The organism is Acinetobacter cumulans, from assembly GCF_003024525.3.
Classification (GTDB): Bacteria; Pseudomonadota; Gammaproteobacteria; order Pseudomonadales; family Moraxellaceae; genus Acinetobacter; species Acinetobacter cumulans.
The window spans coordinates 2,266,131-2,281,278 of record NZ_CP035934.2; the positions used below are offsets into that span (position 1 = coordinate 2,266,131).

General features: G+C 39.5%; 12 protein-coding genes and 1 tRNA gene. 3 read left to right on the forward strand and 10 right to left on the reverse strand.

Translation table 11 applies throughout. The annotated features are described in order from the left end of the window. Position 1: 1 nt before the first annotated feature. From C9E88_RS10795 to efp, 9 genes are all read right to left on the reverse strand, one after another. The gene (locus C9E88_RS10795; RefSeq protein WP_106984727.1) at positions 2-481 is read right to left on the reverse strand and encodes a hypothetical protein; all 480 of its coding nucleotides are present in this window, start codon (positions 479-481) and stop codon (positions 2-4) included. Beyond that, entirely contained in the window at positions 474-1,685 is a 1,212-nt protein-coding gene (locus tag C9E88_RS10800; protein WP_106984726.1) for a tyrosine-type recombinase/integrase, read from the reverse strand. Before C9E88_RS10800 ends, C9E88_RS10795 begins: the two co-directional genes overlap by 8 nt. Before the next feature lie 175 nt (positions 1,686-1,860). Then, positions 1,861-1,937, reverse strand: a tRNA-Val gene (locus tag C9E88_RS10805). A gap of 46 nt (positions 1,938-1,983) precedes the next feature. Then, positions 1,984-3,984 (reverse strand): transglutaminase TgpA family protein, encoded by a 2,001-nt coding sequence (locus tag C9E88_RS10810; protein WP_106984725.1) that lies wholly within the window; start codon positions 3,982-3,984, stop codon positions 1,984-1,986. 3 nt (positions 3,985-3,987) lie between these two features. Continuing rightward, the gene (locus tag C9E88_RS10815) at positions 3,988-4,893 is read right to left on the reverse strand and encodes a DUF58 domain-containing protein (protein ID WP_106984724.1); all 906 of its coding nucleotides are present in this window, start codon (positions 4,891-4,893) and stop codon (positions 3,988-3,990) included. A 12-nt stretch (positions 4,894-4,905) separates the two neighbouring features. Beyond that, the gene (locus C9E88_RS10820; RefSeq protein WP_410160617.1) at positions 4,906-5,859 is read right to left on the reverse strand and encodes an AAA family ATPase; all 954 of its coding nucleotides are present in this window, start codon (positions 5,857-5,859) and stop codon (positions 4,906-4,908) included. A gap of 253 nt (positions 5,860-6,112) precedes the next feature. Beyond that, positions 6,113-6,415, reverse strand: coding sequence for a YbdD/YjiX family protein (locus tag C9E88_RS10825; RefSeq protein WP_106984723.1), 303 nt, complete (start codon positions 6,413-6,415; stop codon positions 6,113-6,115). Between the two features lie 13 nt (positions 6,416-6,428). Beyond that, positions 6,429-8,528, reverse strand: a complete 2,100-nt coding sequence (locus C9E88_RS10830) for a carbon starvation CstA family protein (RefSeq protein WP_106984722.1) — start codon at positions 8,526-8,528, stop codon at positions 6,429-6,431. 182 nt (positions 8,529-8,710) lie between these two features. Next, the gene (gene efp / locus C9E88_RS10835) at positions 8,711-9,280 is read right to left on the reverse strand and encodes an elongation factor P (RefSeq protein ID WP_106984721.1); all 570 of its coding nucleotides are present in this window, start codon (positions 9,278-9,280) and stop codon (positions 8,711-8,713) included. 386 nt (positions 9,281-9,666) lie between these two features. Here efp and epmB point away from each other — a divergent pair, with 386 nt between their 5' ends. From epmB to C9E88_RS10850, 3 genes are read left to right on the forward strand one after another with little or no spacing between them, the layout of a single operon-like run. Next, complete coding sequence (gene epmB / locus C9E88_RS10840) at positions 9,667-10,683, forward strand: EF-P beta-lysylation protein EpmB (protein ID WP_106984720.1); 1,017 nt, start codon at positions 9,667-9,669, stop codon at positions 10,681-10,683. 14 nt (positions 10,684-10,697) lie between these two features. Further along, a complete protein-coding gene (locus C9E88_RS10845; RefSeq protein WP_106984719.1) occupies positions 10,698-12,443 on the forward strand; it encodes a GTPase in 1,746 nt (581 codons plus the stop codon). Then, the gene (locus tag C9E88_RS10850; protein WP_106984718.1) at positions 12,425-14,596 is read left to right on the forward strand and encodes an EAL domain-containing protein; all 2,172 of its coding nucleotides are present in this window, start codon (positions 12,425-12,427) and stop codon (positions 14,594-14,596) included. The genes C9E88_RS10845 and C9E88_RS10850 overlap by 19 nt, the downstream gene beginning before the upstream one ends. A gap of 143 nt (positions 14,597-14,739) precedes the next feature. On the opposite strand, the gene rpmE is transcribed toward C9E88_RS10850, so the two are convergent. After that, positions 14,740-14,964, reverse strand: a complete 225-nt coding sequence (rpmE, locus tag C9E88_RS10855; protein ID WP_106984717.1) for a 50S ribosomal protein L31 — start codon at positions 14,962-14,964, stop codon at positions 14,740-14,742. Positions 14,965-15,148 lie beyond the last annotated feature (184 nt).

Sequence of the window (15,148 nt, forward strand, 5' to 3'; positions counted from 1 at the left end):
TTTACTTTTTCCTTTTTATTTTTTCATAATTTTCTAATATTGTTTCAGGATTTCTAATTGTGTGTTGTTCAGATTGCCTTTTTATTGGACTTCCCGCATCTTTTTCCTGCTTGATCCATTTTTTTAAATTATCATCAGATAAATCATATTCATAACAAACCAAATCCCTAGCCCTCTTGGGGACTTTTAGAACTCTTAGTTGGCTATAATACGCTAAAACAATTTCATATCTTCTTGGGTCTGCTGGCGTACCATTATCATTTTTAGGTATATATTTCCTTGCATTATTAATTTGATCTTTTGCTCTTGCTTCTAACACTAAGCAAGCTAAATCTATTTCATGCTCATTCAACGGTAAGTTTTTTCTAATTCTATCTGCAACAATTAGCATTGCCTCCCCTTGATTTTTTGAAATTCGAATATAGTCATCCTCTGTATTCTCATTACAATAAAACCCCTCAAACATCCAGTTTTTAGACATGATATTTATCCACCATCCGATCCAATTCATCAGCCCACCATTGCATCATGGTAATTCTTTCTTCAAAGTGCTGTGCTTTATCATATTTTCCCTTTACACCTTTTTTGATATGCCCTAAACAGGCTTCTACAACTTGCGCCCTATCACTATATTTATTATTTAAGGCTGTGCTGGCAATATGCCTAAAACCATGTGGGTTTTGTTTGCCCTTATATCCCAGCCGATTCAAAGCAACATTAAAAGTCATATTACTAATAGGTCTCTCGTAACTATCTCGGCTTGGGAATAAATATTCTGACTCTGTTTTGTATTCGTGCAATTCTCTCAGCAATATAACCGCCTGTTTAGGCAAAGGAACTGCATGAATAATTCCTGTTTTTGTTTTCTCTGCTGGTTTAATCCACTCGGCTTGATCTAAATTAAAATCATCCCAAACGGCTTCCCGAAGTTCTGAGGGTCTAGGGAATAATAACGCCAACAACTCTAAACCTATTGCAACTGGCCTTGTCGGGTGCTGTCTAATGGCTTTGATTAATTCCCCTAGCTGATCCAGCTCAACATATTTCATATTCCCTTTTTCAGTTTTATTTAAAAACTCAGTCATGCCCTCAAGTGGGTTTGCTTCTACCTTATTTTTAAACTTTGCAAGATTGTAAGCACTCCGACAATAAGACCGTAGTTTTTCAACCTGTGTATAAATTCCTAAATCTTCTTGTAAGTGTCTAAAGAACTCCAGCCATTCATGTGGTGCAATTTCCAAATAGCTTCTATGACCAAATGCTGGGATGATATGCCTATGGATCGACTTGACAGCCTTGTCATAAGTCACATCATCCCAATTTCCTTTTTTCGTTGCTAGCCAGTCATCCATCAAAACACTGAATAGTAAATTTCCCAGCTCTATTTTTTTCTGTTTCGTTTTTTGCTTGGTCTCAAGTTGCACACCAGAATAAATATTTTCTAAAAACTCTGCTGCTTTCTTTCTTGCTGTCACTGCTTTAGTCGCTGGATATGAGCCAACATTCAACCATGACCACTTGCCATTTTCTTTTTTATAGCGAAATAACCAAGACTTTTTCCCACTTGGCTGGACACGGAAATATAAACCTTCGCTGTCTAGCTCTCGATATTCTTTTAATTCAGGTTCTAAACCATCCAATACGGCTGGAGATAAAGGGCGTTTTTTTATTTCGCTTCTTTTCATTGCTTGTACACACGAGTTAGATTTTCAACCTAGTGTACATGATTGTGTACAGATTTAAGAGCAATAAGCAATTTTATAAAAAGTTATATAAAGCAATAAAAAAGCCCTAAATCTTTATAATTCAGGGCTTTTTTACTTGTATATCGTGATACACAGACATATAAATTTAATATCTTGGTAGGTATATCCAGACTCGAACTGGAGACCTCTACGATGTCAACGTAGCGCTCTAACCAACTGAGCTATACACCTGAAGTCCAAGCATCATATTCATTTTTATTTGGCTAGACAAGTTTTTTCATAACTTTTTAAGCATGCTTGAACATCTTTTAAGCAAGCATTTAAACTGTTCGAGCGCATCTTGTTTCTCTAAATCATTGGGTGCATACATCTGCTGAATATATAAGTCAGCCAATGCCTTAAAGTCATCTTGCTTGGCTTTATCTACATGATTTTGTAACCGTAACATCCACGCACTAAAGGTTTCTGCAGGAAGCCTCTTAAAACGCGGTGCAACATCCGCATTAAACTTAAAAATTACACGTTGCCAAGCATTGACTTGTTGACGTGCTCGCCAATAAATCCATATAAAATACACGCCAGCTATTACGAGTAGTCCAATGATTAGTGCAATAGCGCCTGCATAACTTGAACTTAAACCTATACGACCAAACCAGTTTTTTTGGGTTTCAGCATTATAACCAACGACCTTACTTTGCCATTGGTAACTTGCATAATCACTCCAAATCCTTAATTGCGTCAGCATAGCGAAACTTCGTTGACTTAAAGCAGAACTAGAATCTCCCAATACACGCGTATCGGAACCCATATAATTTTGCATTCCATTGTCTATTCGCTGTGGTACAATCATTGCGGTTGGGTCATACCGATGCCATTTTCCATTTAACCAAACTTCGGTCCATGCATGTGCGTCGAGCTGGCGCACCTCCCAGCTTTTGCCATCTGGTGCAGCCTGCCCACCCTGATACCCGACAACTACGCGTGCAGGAATACCTACATAACGCATGAGCATCACAAAGCTCGAAGCATAATGCTCACAAAAGCCTTGTTTGCTCTTAAATAAAAAGTCATCTACACGATCTTGTCCTAGCACACCAGGTGATAGTGTGTAAGCAAAGCCTTGTTGTTTATACCATTGCAATACATGTTGAATATACACAGCAGGCTGTTGATGACTCTGACTATAAATTTTCTGTGCCAATTGCTGTGCTTTAGGATCTTTTGATTTTTGTGTTGCCGTAAAATGCTGGTATAAAGTAAATGCTTCATCTTGTCTAATTGGCATTAACTCTTGAGTCTGAATTAAACTCAGCGATATAGGCTCAGGCTTTAACAGCATACGGCGTGGCGTAATCCGTCCATCAATGGCCAATACATAGGATGTCGTATTGGGAATCGACTGCTCTAAGCCCGTAATCCACTGCACCCGTGGATCTGCCGCTAAATATTGATATTGCCAGCGCACATCTGTATTCAGTTCCTGCAAACGGCTAGGTACAACTTCACGTTGGTTAAAATGGCTACTGGTCCATCGCTGTCCATCATAGAGATCCAGTACCATTGCCCGCCAATATAATTCATGACGTGCCGGTAGCTGACTCATATCGCCAATAACCCGAAAGGCCAACTCACTAGACTGCGATAGTTTGGCAATATCTCCCGGCGACATGCTATCGCTAATACCCGTCACGCTAGAATCATCGGGAATGGGTATATGCCATAGCGGTGGCAAGCGTGGGAAAAACAAAAAGAGCAACACAAAAAATGGCACCGCATACAATAAAAACTTAGCCACATGCGCCAAGTCTTGTTTTAAAGCTATAGTTTTTTGATGCTCAAATTCACTGGTTTGTATACGGTACAAGCCCGTAAAACAGCTCAGCAAACTTAAAATGACGATCATAGCCATCGCAAAGGATTGACTGAACAGAAATGAACTTGCAGATACAAATAAGGCAAAATTAAATAAAATGATCAGATCGCGCTTATTTTTACTTTCCAAAGCTTTGGCAAATAAAAATGTACTCAGCACTGCAACGCCTGCTTCTACCCCAATAAAGCTTCGATAACTAAAATAGATACTCAATAAAGCAATAAAAGTGAGTAAAAAAGTCCAATGCCTTTTTAAAGAACCATCTACATGATGTCGTCGTAAAAATAAGCACAGCCACATCACAAAAAAGCTAATACTCAATGCAACAGGTAAAAACATAGCCTGAGCAATGAGTAGCAGAACCAAACTCAAGAGCATTGAAACACGAACAGAATACGCAACCATAATTTAAGCCTGTGCCAATAAAAGTTGAGCTTGGTACAACTGTGCATGCCCCAAACCGTTGCTTAATTCAGCATGGGGCAAATACATGGCATAATTCAATTGCTGTTGCTCACACTGTTCCACCAACCCCATCATCATGCTCAGCTTCTCTTCATGTGAGGCACTTGGCATGTGATTGTAGTCAATATCAATACGATGCTGATCCGAATACTGCTCAAACACTTTGATATATAGCCCCTGCCCACGTGCAACTTGCTTCCACGATACGGCCTGTAAGGAATCTCCTTCCCGAAATGCCCGTAGTTCACGAAACTCATCCATTTCTTTATCAAACTGCTGTGGATGGTGTTTATTTTCCAACTCAGGAGGCAGCGCCTGTGGTGCAATCCAGCTGGATTTATTTAAATATAAATAGGTCCATGCACGCACTAAACCGAAGGGATAAATCGAATAAATCTGTATATTCGGATAATGAAATTGTCCTCTTTGCGGTGCATGCAATGGTATGCGTAACTGTTGCTTCTGCTCCGTTACACACAGTTTATACAGTTGATCTTCGCAACGAATCCACAGATAGCGCGTGAGTACTTGGTTTTGGCGTATGTATACATCTAAATGAAGAACTTGCCCAACTTGGCCCAATTCCGCGACATTGATTTCCAAACGCATGCCATGTAATTGCTTAAAAGTGAGATAAAAACTCATGCACAGCACAGCGCTAATTAAAAAGCAAAAGCCTAAAATTAGATTGTTGGCATAGTTCACCCCAGCTACAAAAGTAATCAAAATGAGGACTAAAAATAAATAACCCTGCTGATACATAAACACCAAGACATCTTTTTGGGTCAGAGTTTTCTCACCTGTATATGCAAAGCGTTTCGTCAGCCACTTCTGCCATAAGGACGCCAAAATATTGCCTCCTTAGATTAACTTCACACGTTGCAACAGCAATTCTGCCTCATGCGGATTTAGCCCGATACGGTGCGATGCAACCGCTGTAAAAACTGCCTGCACATCATCTGGAATCACAAAAGATCGTTTTTCAATGAGCGCATACGATTGAGCCGAACGTTTTAAGGCCAATACCCCTCGAGTTGATAATCCATGTCGGCCTTTACGGCTTTCTTCCGCCAAGTCCAAAATATAATCCAAAACTTGATCGCCCACATAAATCTGATGGACTAAGGACTGAAGCATTAAGATGTCCTGTTCTTCAAAGACATGAGCCAAAGTTGCAATCAATTGTTGGCGCGTATTTTGTTGTAATAGTAGTTTTTCAGCATGGCGCGATGGATAACCTAAAGATAAGCGCATGAGAAAACGGTCTAATTGTGATTCTGGCAATGCATAAGTACCACTTTGAAAGAGCGGGTTTTGTGTTGCAATGACCCAAAATGGCTTAGGCAAAGCATAACGTGCACCATCGACTGTCACGAATCCTTCTTCCATCGCTTCAAGAAGTGCACTTTGTGTTTTTGGACTACAACGGTTAATTTCATCCGCCAATAGTATTTGGGTAAAAACTGGCCCTTGTTTAAACTCAAACTGGTGTTCTTTTTGGTTAAACATATTCACGCCAATCACATCACTCGCGAGCATGTCATTGGTAAATTGAATGCGCTGAAATTGTAAGCCAGCCAAATGCGCCAAACTGCTTGATAGTGTGGTTTTCCCCAAACCTGGTAAGTCTTCAAATAAGACATGACCACCTGCAAGTAAGCTACACAATGCCAATTTAGTTTGTTGGTTTTTATCTAAAATAATTTGATTAATTTGGGTTAGAAATTCTTCAATTTTCGGGTAATACAGCGCAAGTTGCTGTTCATCCAGCATTTCATTTGGCACTGTAATAGTCTTTTCTTTTCCCCAAAACACGCTTCATTCCCCAATAAAAAACGGTATGGCTTTAACATACCGTGTTTTCATCAATATGCAAAACTTATAACTCAATGATTTTTCTAATATCTAATGACATCAATAGCTATCTGTCTAATGCCAAATATATAAAAAATACCCATCAATAACGTGCGCCAATACAGCCTCTGTGTTTTTCCTATTCATATAACAGTATTTTAGCAGAACAAAAAAAAGCGCCTCGAAAGGCGCTTTTTTATCATTTAACGTGGTCTTAACAAGGACACTTCTTCATATTTCCACCTGCTGTCGGATAGCGTGCATCCACACAGTAGCGATAAAAAGTTTTGGCATCCATGGCTTCCAAATCAGGATGGTGCTTCTTCATGTGTTCCAAATAATTTTGATAATCTGGCACACCTACCATCAAGCGAAAACTCTGCTGCAAGCGTTGCCACAAAGTCGCAATTCTTGACCAGTTTTTTGGATTCAGAATCAAATCCTTTTGCGACATGATGGTCATTTTAATGATTTTATAAATCACTGTTTTGCCACTTTTTGCAAATTTCAGATTCATCTCTGTCTCCTCATTAATGGTGATTAGATGCCACAATGTCTTTAGGATCACGGTACACAGCTTCCCCCTCAACCACAGATGGTTGTGGATTTGCGAGTGCGCGACGTACCACACCAATGGCTGCAAATAACATCACGAACGCCACAATCATAAAGAATGCGCACAATGCAGCATTAATTTGATTTGATAAAGCCACAGTATGCATTTCAGCCATAGTTTTTGCTGGCGCCAACAATTCATTTTTTGCTATTGCCGCATTAAAACGATCAGCCTGCGCCAAGAAACCAATTTTCGGGTTTTCGTGGAAGATTTTTTGCCAGCCAGCGGTCATTGAGGTAACGAATAAGAATACTGTTGGAATGATTGTCACCCAAACGTATTTTTCTTTTTTCATTTTGAACAGAATAACCGTACCCAAAATAAGCGCCATGGCTGCCAAAATTTGGTTACCAATACCAAACAGTGGCCATAAGCTATTAATGCCCCCGAGCGGATCGACCACACCTTGATAAACAAAGAAGCCCCAGCCAGCAACTGCGACAGCTGTGCCTAATAAGTTACCAAAGAAATTGTGCGAGTTTTTCACTGCAGGAATCACAATACCAACTGTGTCTTGCACCATAAAACGACATGCACGCGTACCCGCATCCACAGCCGTTAAAATGAATAATGCTTCAAACAGAATTGCAAAGTGATACCAGAATGCCATCATTGAACGGTTATTAAAAATTTCCGTAATAATGTGTGCCATACCAATCGCAAAGGTTGGTGCACCACCTGTACGTGACAGAATTGAGTTTTCACCCACTTCTTGTGCAAGTAGCGTCAATGCTTCAGGCGTTACCACAAAACCAAGTGTACGTACTGCTTCAGCCGCGCTTTCAACAGTTGTTCCAAGTACAGCAGCTGGTGAGTTAATGGCAAAATACACGCCAGGTTCAAGAATCGTTGCGCAGACCATAGCCATAATCGCAACAAAAGACTCCATTAGCATGCCGCCATAGCCGATCACACGAATATCTTTTTCATTATTAACCAATTTTGGTGTGGTGCCCGAAGAAACTAAAGCATGGAAACCAGAAATTGCACCGCAGGCAATGGTAATAAATAAGAATGGGAACATCGAGCCTGCGAATACTGGCCCTGTACCATCGACAAAATGCGTCACAGAAGGCATTTTCAGCATTGGCATTGCCACCATAATCCCCACGGCCAAACCAGCAATGACGCCAATTTTTAAGAACGTAGATAAATAGTCACGTGGTGCCAATAACAACCATACAGGCAATACAGAAGCCACAAAACCATAGCCAATCAGCCACCAAGTCAACTCAGTACCTGTTAGCGTAAAGAATGGCCCCCAATACGGATGCTGTGCAACATCACCACCATAGATAATGCCTGCCATCATCAGTACAAAACCAATAATCGACACTTCTGCAATTTTCCCTGGGCGGATATAGCGCATATAAATGCCCATAAAAATTGCAATTGGAATAGTGGCTGCAATACTAAACACACCCCACGGGCTATTCGTAAGGGCTTTGACAACGACCAATGCCAAGACGGCAAGAATGATGATCATCACACCCAAAGCGCCCAACATCACAATGATGCCGGCAAATGAACCCAGCTCTTGTTTGGCCATTTCACCTAGTGAGCGACCATCGCGACGTGTAGATATAAATAAGACTAAAAAGTCTTGAACTGCACCCGCCAAGACCACACCAACCAAAAGCCAAATTGTGCCGGGTAAATAACCCATTTGTGCTGCTAAGATCGGACCGACTAAAGGACCCGCACCGGCAATGGCTGCAAAATGATGCCCAAACAATACGCCTTTGTTAGTTGGTACGTAGTCTAAACCATCATTTAAGCGATGTGCAGGTGTTAAACGGCGCTCATTGAGTTCAAATACTTTGTTGGCAATAAATAAACTATAAAAACGGTATGCAATACTATAAACACAGATTGCTGCTAAAATTAGCCAGACGGCATTTACATGCTCTCCACGGCTAACGGCCAGTATCCCAAAAGATACTGCACCTACAATGGCCACTAAGAGCCACACAATTTTCGAAACCAAGCCTGGCTTCGATTGTATATTTTCCATGTCAATCCCTCATTTCTGTTGAAATAAATCAGCTTATTTTTTCTAGTTCGAGGTACTGCTGTTTCATCCTGTGAAACTGTACTCCTGTGACTGTTGATTTCCTCTACGACTTTGGCATAAACGCCCATAAAAAAGGGATGATTTTTCATCATCCCTTCTGATAATAGTCTAAAAATTAGCTATTATGCACGTTCTAAATAGTCACCAGTACGAGTGTCTACACGAACTTTATCTTCTTGTTGTACAAACAATGGAACACGTACTACTGCACCTGTTTCAAGTTTTGCAGGCTTACCGCCACCGCCAGAAGTATCACCACGTACACCTGGATCAGTCTCAACGATTTGAAGTACAACGAAGTTAGGTGCAGTTACGTTCAATGGCACGCCGTTGAATAACATAATTGTACATTTTTCGTTAGAATCGTCTTTTAACCATTTAGCAGCATCGCTCATTGCTGTTTTGTCAGCTGCGATTTGCTCAAATGATACTGGATCCATGAAGTTCCACATTTCGCCATCGTTGTACAAGTATTCCATTTCTACTTCTACAATGTCAGCTGCTTCTAAACTTTCACCAGATTTAAATGTTTTTTCTAAAACTTTACCAGTTTTAAGGTTACGTAATTTTACGCGGTTGAAGGCTTGGCCCTTACCTGGTTTAACGTATTCGTTTTCCATGATTGAACATGGGTTACCATCAAGCATGACCTTAAGGCCTGACTTGAAATCATTCGTAGAAAAATAGGCCATGACTGGCGCACTCCAAACTTACTAACTTTAATCTATTAACGTACAAGAACGACAATGCAAACCATTTAAAATGTTGTTATTGTGACCTATACAAAAGACACGTATCTATTATTTTACCATTCTATGCCCGCAAAACGAATAAAATCAGCATAAAAAATCCGTAACTATTCGTTTGCTGCTTAGCGCATACTCGAAAAAACCCGAAAAGCTTCCCCTACATGAGGCTTCGCATTAGAATTGTGCCATACTTCGGACGAGAACCTAACAGCTTCTAATCCGAACAATTCTTAATCTAGATTTATCTTCTATACCCTCAAAGATCTTCTTTTGAAGCCCTATATAAGCAGAATCAGATCATTCATCTAGCACAATTTCAAGCACGTGGCATGATAAACTATTTATACCAAGAGCAAAACTGGCAAACCCAACTGAGCAATTTAGTGACTGATCCAGCAGAACTGCTTGAGCTATTACAACTTTCTCCAGAGCAACTCTTGTCTGGCGCTCTATTGGCCAGTAAACAGTTCAAACTGCGCGTACCTCGTGCATTCGTCGGAAAAATGCAATTGGGTAATGCATTCGACCCCCTCCTTTTACAAGTTCTCCCGCATCATTTAGAGCTTGAAGAACACGAAGGATTTGTCACTGATCCACTGGGTGAAGAGCAAGCCAATCAACAGCCAGGCGTATTACACAAATATAAGTCACGCTTTCTTTTAACGCTCACAGGCGCATGTGCCGTTCACTGTCGTTATTGCTTCCGTAGGCATTTCCCCTATCAAGAAAACCTACCTAAACAAGATGATTGGCCAAATATTCGTGACTATTTAGTAAGTCAGCCTGATATTAATGAAGTGATTTTAAGTGGTGGCGATCCATTAACTTTATCTGATCGCAAACTTCAGCTTTGGATTGAACGCTTAGAATCACTTCCACAAATTAAATTTTTGAGAATTCATTCACGCGTTCCTATTGTTATCCCCAATCGGATCAATGATGCGTTTATTTCTATTTTAAAAAACAGTAGGCTGCGGATTATTCTAGTGGTACACTCAAACCACGCATCAGAATTAGATGATTTCACTTGTAGCCAACTTTCTAAGCTGGTCAAGGAACAAATTACAGTCCTCAATCAGGCTGTTTTACTCAAAGGGGTCAATGATTCTGCCGACGTTTTAGTCGATTTAAGCTATCGCTTATTTGATGCAGGCGTTATGCCATACTATTTACATGTCCTAGACAAAGTTAAAGGTGCTCATCATTTTGATCGATCACCGCAGGACATAGATGACATTTATAAAGCGGTTTTAGCGAACCTACCGGGGTATTTGGTTCCTAAACTAGTTCGGGAAATTGCGGGCGAGAAAAATAAAACACCGCTTTTTGGGGTTTCAACTTTTTGAGTTAAATAATAAAGATGACTAAGCGTACTTCAGACATATTTCAGAAATCGACTGAACTTAAGCTGGATCAACTCAGTTTTTGTCCTACCACTGCCAAAGGTTTGCAGGAATGGCTAAATAGCGTCTCCATTTTACAATTGGGGACTTCATCTAAATCATTATTTAATGCTTTGCTTGAAATTTCTGAATTGAAATGCCAAGAAATGTTGCGATTTGACTTGGTGCAAATCCTACATCCAACCTTAGAAAATGTACTCACTAGCTTAGAAAAGCATTTTGCCAATCACAGTTTAATTACCACTGATCGTAATGACCAGATTATTGAATTGGCGATGTTGTTGCGTAGCCATTTTGCCAAAATCTATATTGATATCGCGATGCGTTGCAATACGCAGCTCAATCAACAAAAATTTTCTATTTTTTCGTTTGGTCATAAAAAGAGTCTGCAAACAGCACGTACAGCATCTATTTTTTATGCTTTGCAACAATTGGCGATGTTGTTATATCAACAACAAATGCTTTATAGCACACCTATTCCTGGTCAATGGCATGCAACACATCAATTGGTTGAATATGCGATTCAAAACAATTTTGATCAAACCAATATTAATCAGCTTCTAGGTACGCAACACGAAATCACCACCATTGCGCAAGTGTACTCACAGCTGATTTTATTGGATATATTTAATACCAACCAAATACGACCAGCAGAAATTCAGGGGCTATATTTATGTAGTTATGATTGGGCTAAACTCATTCAGATTCTACCGAAAGAAACCACTTTATCGCGTTATGTTGTGGACTCTAATAAAGACCATCCACCTGTATTTAATTCACATCAGGCATCACATTACACACCTGACATTTTTATTTCGACACAAAACTTACTCGACCATCTCACAGAAACACAAACTAAAAGTGGTCAGTATTTATCAAAAAATGAAAAGCTATTCCTCACGCCTGCCTTACATTTCCACATTCACAATCTATTAATGAATAATGTGGAACGTAAACATGAGCGTTATGATTACTCTGCAGAAATCAACATTTGCTTTGGCTTATCGGTTGCTCATTTTTACCTTTCTAAAGGCAAAACATTGCAAGAAACCCTTGAGCTTGAGTCAAACTATAACCTGCAAAATGAATCAAGTTTTATCAATTCAATGGATACCAACATTCAAACTTCAGTTTCGAATGCCAAAGCCCTTGATCGTGAAGCTAAACAAATTCACTCTGCTGAAGTACTCGACATTAGTGTGAACGGTTACCGTATTAAGTGGACGGGTGCGACACCAGCCAACTTAAAAACGGGTGAATTTATCTTGGTTCAAGAAAATGCACAAAGCCAATGGCGTGGTGGCGTTATCCGCTGGATTAAGCAATCAGCAGAAAAGAGCCTCGAACTGGGTTTAGAAATTTTAACGCAAGATATGTATCCATGCTCTGGTCATATCCGCACAGATCGAAATACTCATAATTATCAGCCTGCACTTTTGGTTCAAACTGCACAACTCGACCAAAACAGTACAACACTCATTTTACCTGGTTCGAATCTATTCCGCGAAAAACAAACGATTCATTTACGTTTAGGTAAAGAGGAACTTAAAGTTTATCTCACCAAGGCTCAATTGATCACACAAAGTTTCATTCGCTTTGAATACGAATTACTGAATGATCAGCAAGAGAATCTAGTGACCGAATTTATTAATAAACAAGTGAATGACACGAAAAATCACGATTTATGGGAAGCGTTGAAGTGAGAAATCCATTATTGTCTAAAAAATTAAAGCGTACAGAAACACGTCTGCTCATCATTGATGACAACCAAATACGTTTTAACCAAATACGTGATCTTCTAACTCAAAGCGAACATCAAGTTGAAGCCGTGCTACTCGATGACTTACAAGGTTTCGAAAAACAGCTCAACCTCAATTGGGATTTGATTATTTTCGGTCGTGCTTATGACTTAAAATATGAACAAGCTTTAAGCTTAATTCGACTGTCAAAGCAACCTAATCTACCGATTTTATTGTTAAAGCCGGATGACTACCAAGCAGACCAATACCCTGCTTATGTGCATAAAGGCATTTATGACATCTTAAATCTAGACTACCCAGATCGTTTTTATTTGGGTTTAATTCGTGCCCTTTCGTTCAGTCGTTTAATGCAAACACAGCAACAACTGTTAAATGAACTAGAAACAGCACAAAGCCAAGCACAATCGCTGGTTGTAGATAGCCATAAAGCATTAGCTGTAATTCAAGAAGGCATTCATATTCAAGCGAATGCAGAGTATTTATCACTGTTTGGTTTAAAGTCTGAAGATGAAATCATCGGCTTACCTTTACTCGATGTCTTACAACCTAAAGATTTACCTGATTTCAAAACACGCTTCAAAAAAATCAGCCAAGGTCAGTTTGACTTTGGTCGTTTTGAGCTTGACTCGCAAAACAGCAAACTCAGCACCAAGAATCCTTTAAAAATAGAATTCATTCCTGCTGCTGAAGATGATGCACTACAAATTGCAATTGATATCGAAAGTACAAGTGGTACAAAAACTTCGAATGATGGTTCGCAAAGTAAGCCAAATACCTATCAGCAAATAAAGCGTGCTATTACACAACAGCCATCAAATATTAATGCGTTGGTTTTATTTGCTTTGGCCTCTGCACCAGAACAAATTTTCCAGTCTGACTGGAACACGCTAAAAAGTTATTTTGAACAAGTTAAAAATTTCTTAAAAGAACAAACCAATGCACCATTGTTTAAAATTGATGGTGGTGTTTATGTTGGTTTATTCCAAGCAGAATCTCAAGCGATACTTGAATCTAAACTCATTGGTTTAAATGCACTTCGTAAACCGCAGTTATTAACCGTGAATAACAATAGCTACCCACTCAATTTACGTTTAGGTTATAGCGTTTTAGAGCAAGAGTTACGAGATGAAACTGTCTTGGAACAATGTGTTGAAAAAGCATTCTTGACTGAGTTACCTCAAAATCAACCTGCACCAGAACTGGAACTTTCAATTCCAAGTCTAGAGTTTGCACCACAATCTCCAGCGGTAACTCTCGAAGCTCAAGCAACAGAAACACAAATACCAAGCGTACAATTCAACACAAGTATTGAAGAACTTGCGCCAATTTCAGCATTGAATGAGTCGCCTATCATTAAGGCACTTCGCACTTGTTTAGAACGTGGTGAAATTCATCTTAAATATCAGCAGCTATACGATAAAGATGACCAGAACATGTACACCTATGAGGTGACCAGTGGTTTTATCTACGACAATAAATGGCGCGATATTTCACAACTCAAAGAACTGGCTGAAGACTCAGAATTATCCATTAAGCTCGATCGTTGGATTATGGTGGAATCATGCAAGCAATTACATAATTTCATCACCCAATATCCTGAAGCAAAATTAATTATTAACTTGAATAAAGAAATCTTACTCAAAGACCGTAGCTTCCCTGAGTTTGTTGCCAAACTGTTGACGATTATTCGTAGTAAGCAACAACATCCTCTGATTTTACAGTTTTCAGAAGATGATATTTATCAATCTCTTGCAGATGCTCAAAAAGCAATTATTGAACTTCGTCGTCATGGCGCTGAAATCGCCATTCGTGATTTTGGTCAATCAATGTTTAGTGAAAGCCTATTAACTCAAGTTGAAGCGAATTGCTTAACATTGCACCCTGAATTAACGCACATGTTAAATTCAGATAAATTATGCGAAGAACTCCAACTCAAAATTGTTGCCTTCAGAGATATTAAGCCCGTACAAATTATGTTACGTGGTCTTAATGACATGACACTGTTTGCCAATGCTTGGAATGTGGATGCACGCTTTATTCAAGGTGATTACTTCCAGAAAAAATTGGATCACTTGATTGATGTACAAGATCAATAATCATCCTCTACATTTAAGTTAAAACCAATAAAGCCACATTCAATTGAATGTGGCTTTATTATATAAAGCACCATACGTCAAATGCAAAATACTGGACATAAAAAAAAGCAGGCAAAATGCCTGCTTTTTTTTGGTTTTGGGTATTAACGTTTGATAGAACGTGACATACCAGCAAAACGTTGCTTGAACTTGTCGATACGACCGCCAGTGTCAACGTTCTTTTGCTTACCAGTGTAGAAAGGGTGGCAAGCTGAACATACGTCTAGGTAGATAGATTCTTTACCTAAAGCTGAACGAGTTTCGATTACGTTACCGCAAGAGCAAGTAGCAACTAATTTTTCGTATTTAGGGTGAATATCGGCGCGCATCGTCGATTACTCCATAAAGTTTAAGAAGGTTTTGCTGTCATCGCAATTGACCACTCTCCTACAAGGAGGAGGAAGTGCCTAAAAGGCAGATCAACACCATAACAGACCATTCTTTTGGCCCACCGAGACGGATACCGTCAGAGCTAAGCACAACAAGTTGGGACAAATTATAGCTGATTTTTTA

Excerpts from the sequence above, each read along its gene's own strand:
- C9E88_RS10830 (WP_106984722.1), bottom strand. The coding sequence starts at position 8,528 with ATGGAAAATATACAATCGAAGCCAGGCTTGGTTTCGAAAATTGTGTGG.
- epmB (WP_106984720.1), top strand. The coding sequence starts at position 9,667 with ATGATAAACTATTTATACCAAGAGCAAAACTGGCAAACCCAACTGAGC.
- C9E88_RS10850 (WP_106984718.1), top strand. The coding sequence starts at position 12,425 with ATGGGAAGCGTTGAAGTGAGAAATCCATTATTGTCTAAAAAATTAAAG.
- C9E88_RS10845 (WP_106984719.1), top strand. The coding sequence starts at position 10,698 with ATGACTAAGCGTACTTCAGACATATTTCAGAAATCGACTGAACTTAAG.
- C9E88_RS10825 (WP_106984723.1), bottom strand. The coding sequence starts at position 6,415 with ATGAATCTGAAATTTGCAAAAAGTGGCAAAACAGTGATTTATAAAATC.
- C9E88_RS10810 (WP_106984725.1), bottom strand. The coding sequence starts at position 3,984 with ATGGTTGCGTATTCTGTTCGTGTTTCAATGCTCTTGAGTTTGGTTCTG.
- rpmE (WP_106984717.1), bottom strand. The coding sequence starts at position 14,964 with ATGCGCGCCGATATTCACCCTAAATACGAAAAATTAGTTGCTACTTGC.
- efp (WP_106984721.1), bottom strand. The coding sequence starts at position 9,280 with ATGGCCTATTTTTCTACGAATGATTTCAAGTCAGGCCTTAAGGTCATG.
- C9E88_RS10795 (WP_106984727.1), bottom strand. The coding sequence starts at position 481 with ATGTCTAAAAACTGGATGTTTGAGGGGTTTTATTGTAATGAGAATACA.
- C9E88_RS10800 (WP_106984726.1), bottom strand. The coding sequence starts at position 1,685 with ATGAAAAGAAGCGAAATAAAAAAACGCCCTTTATCTCCAGCCGTATTG.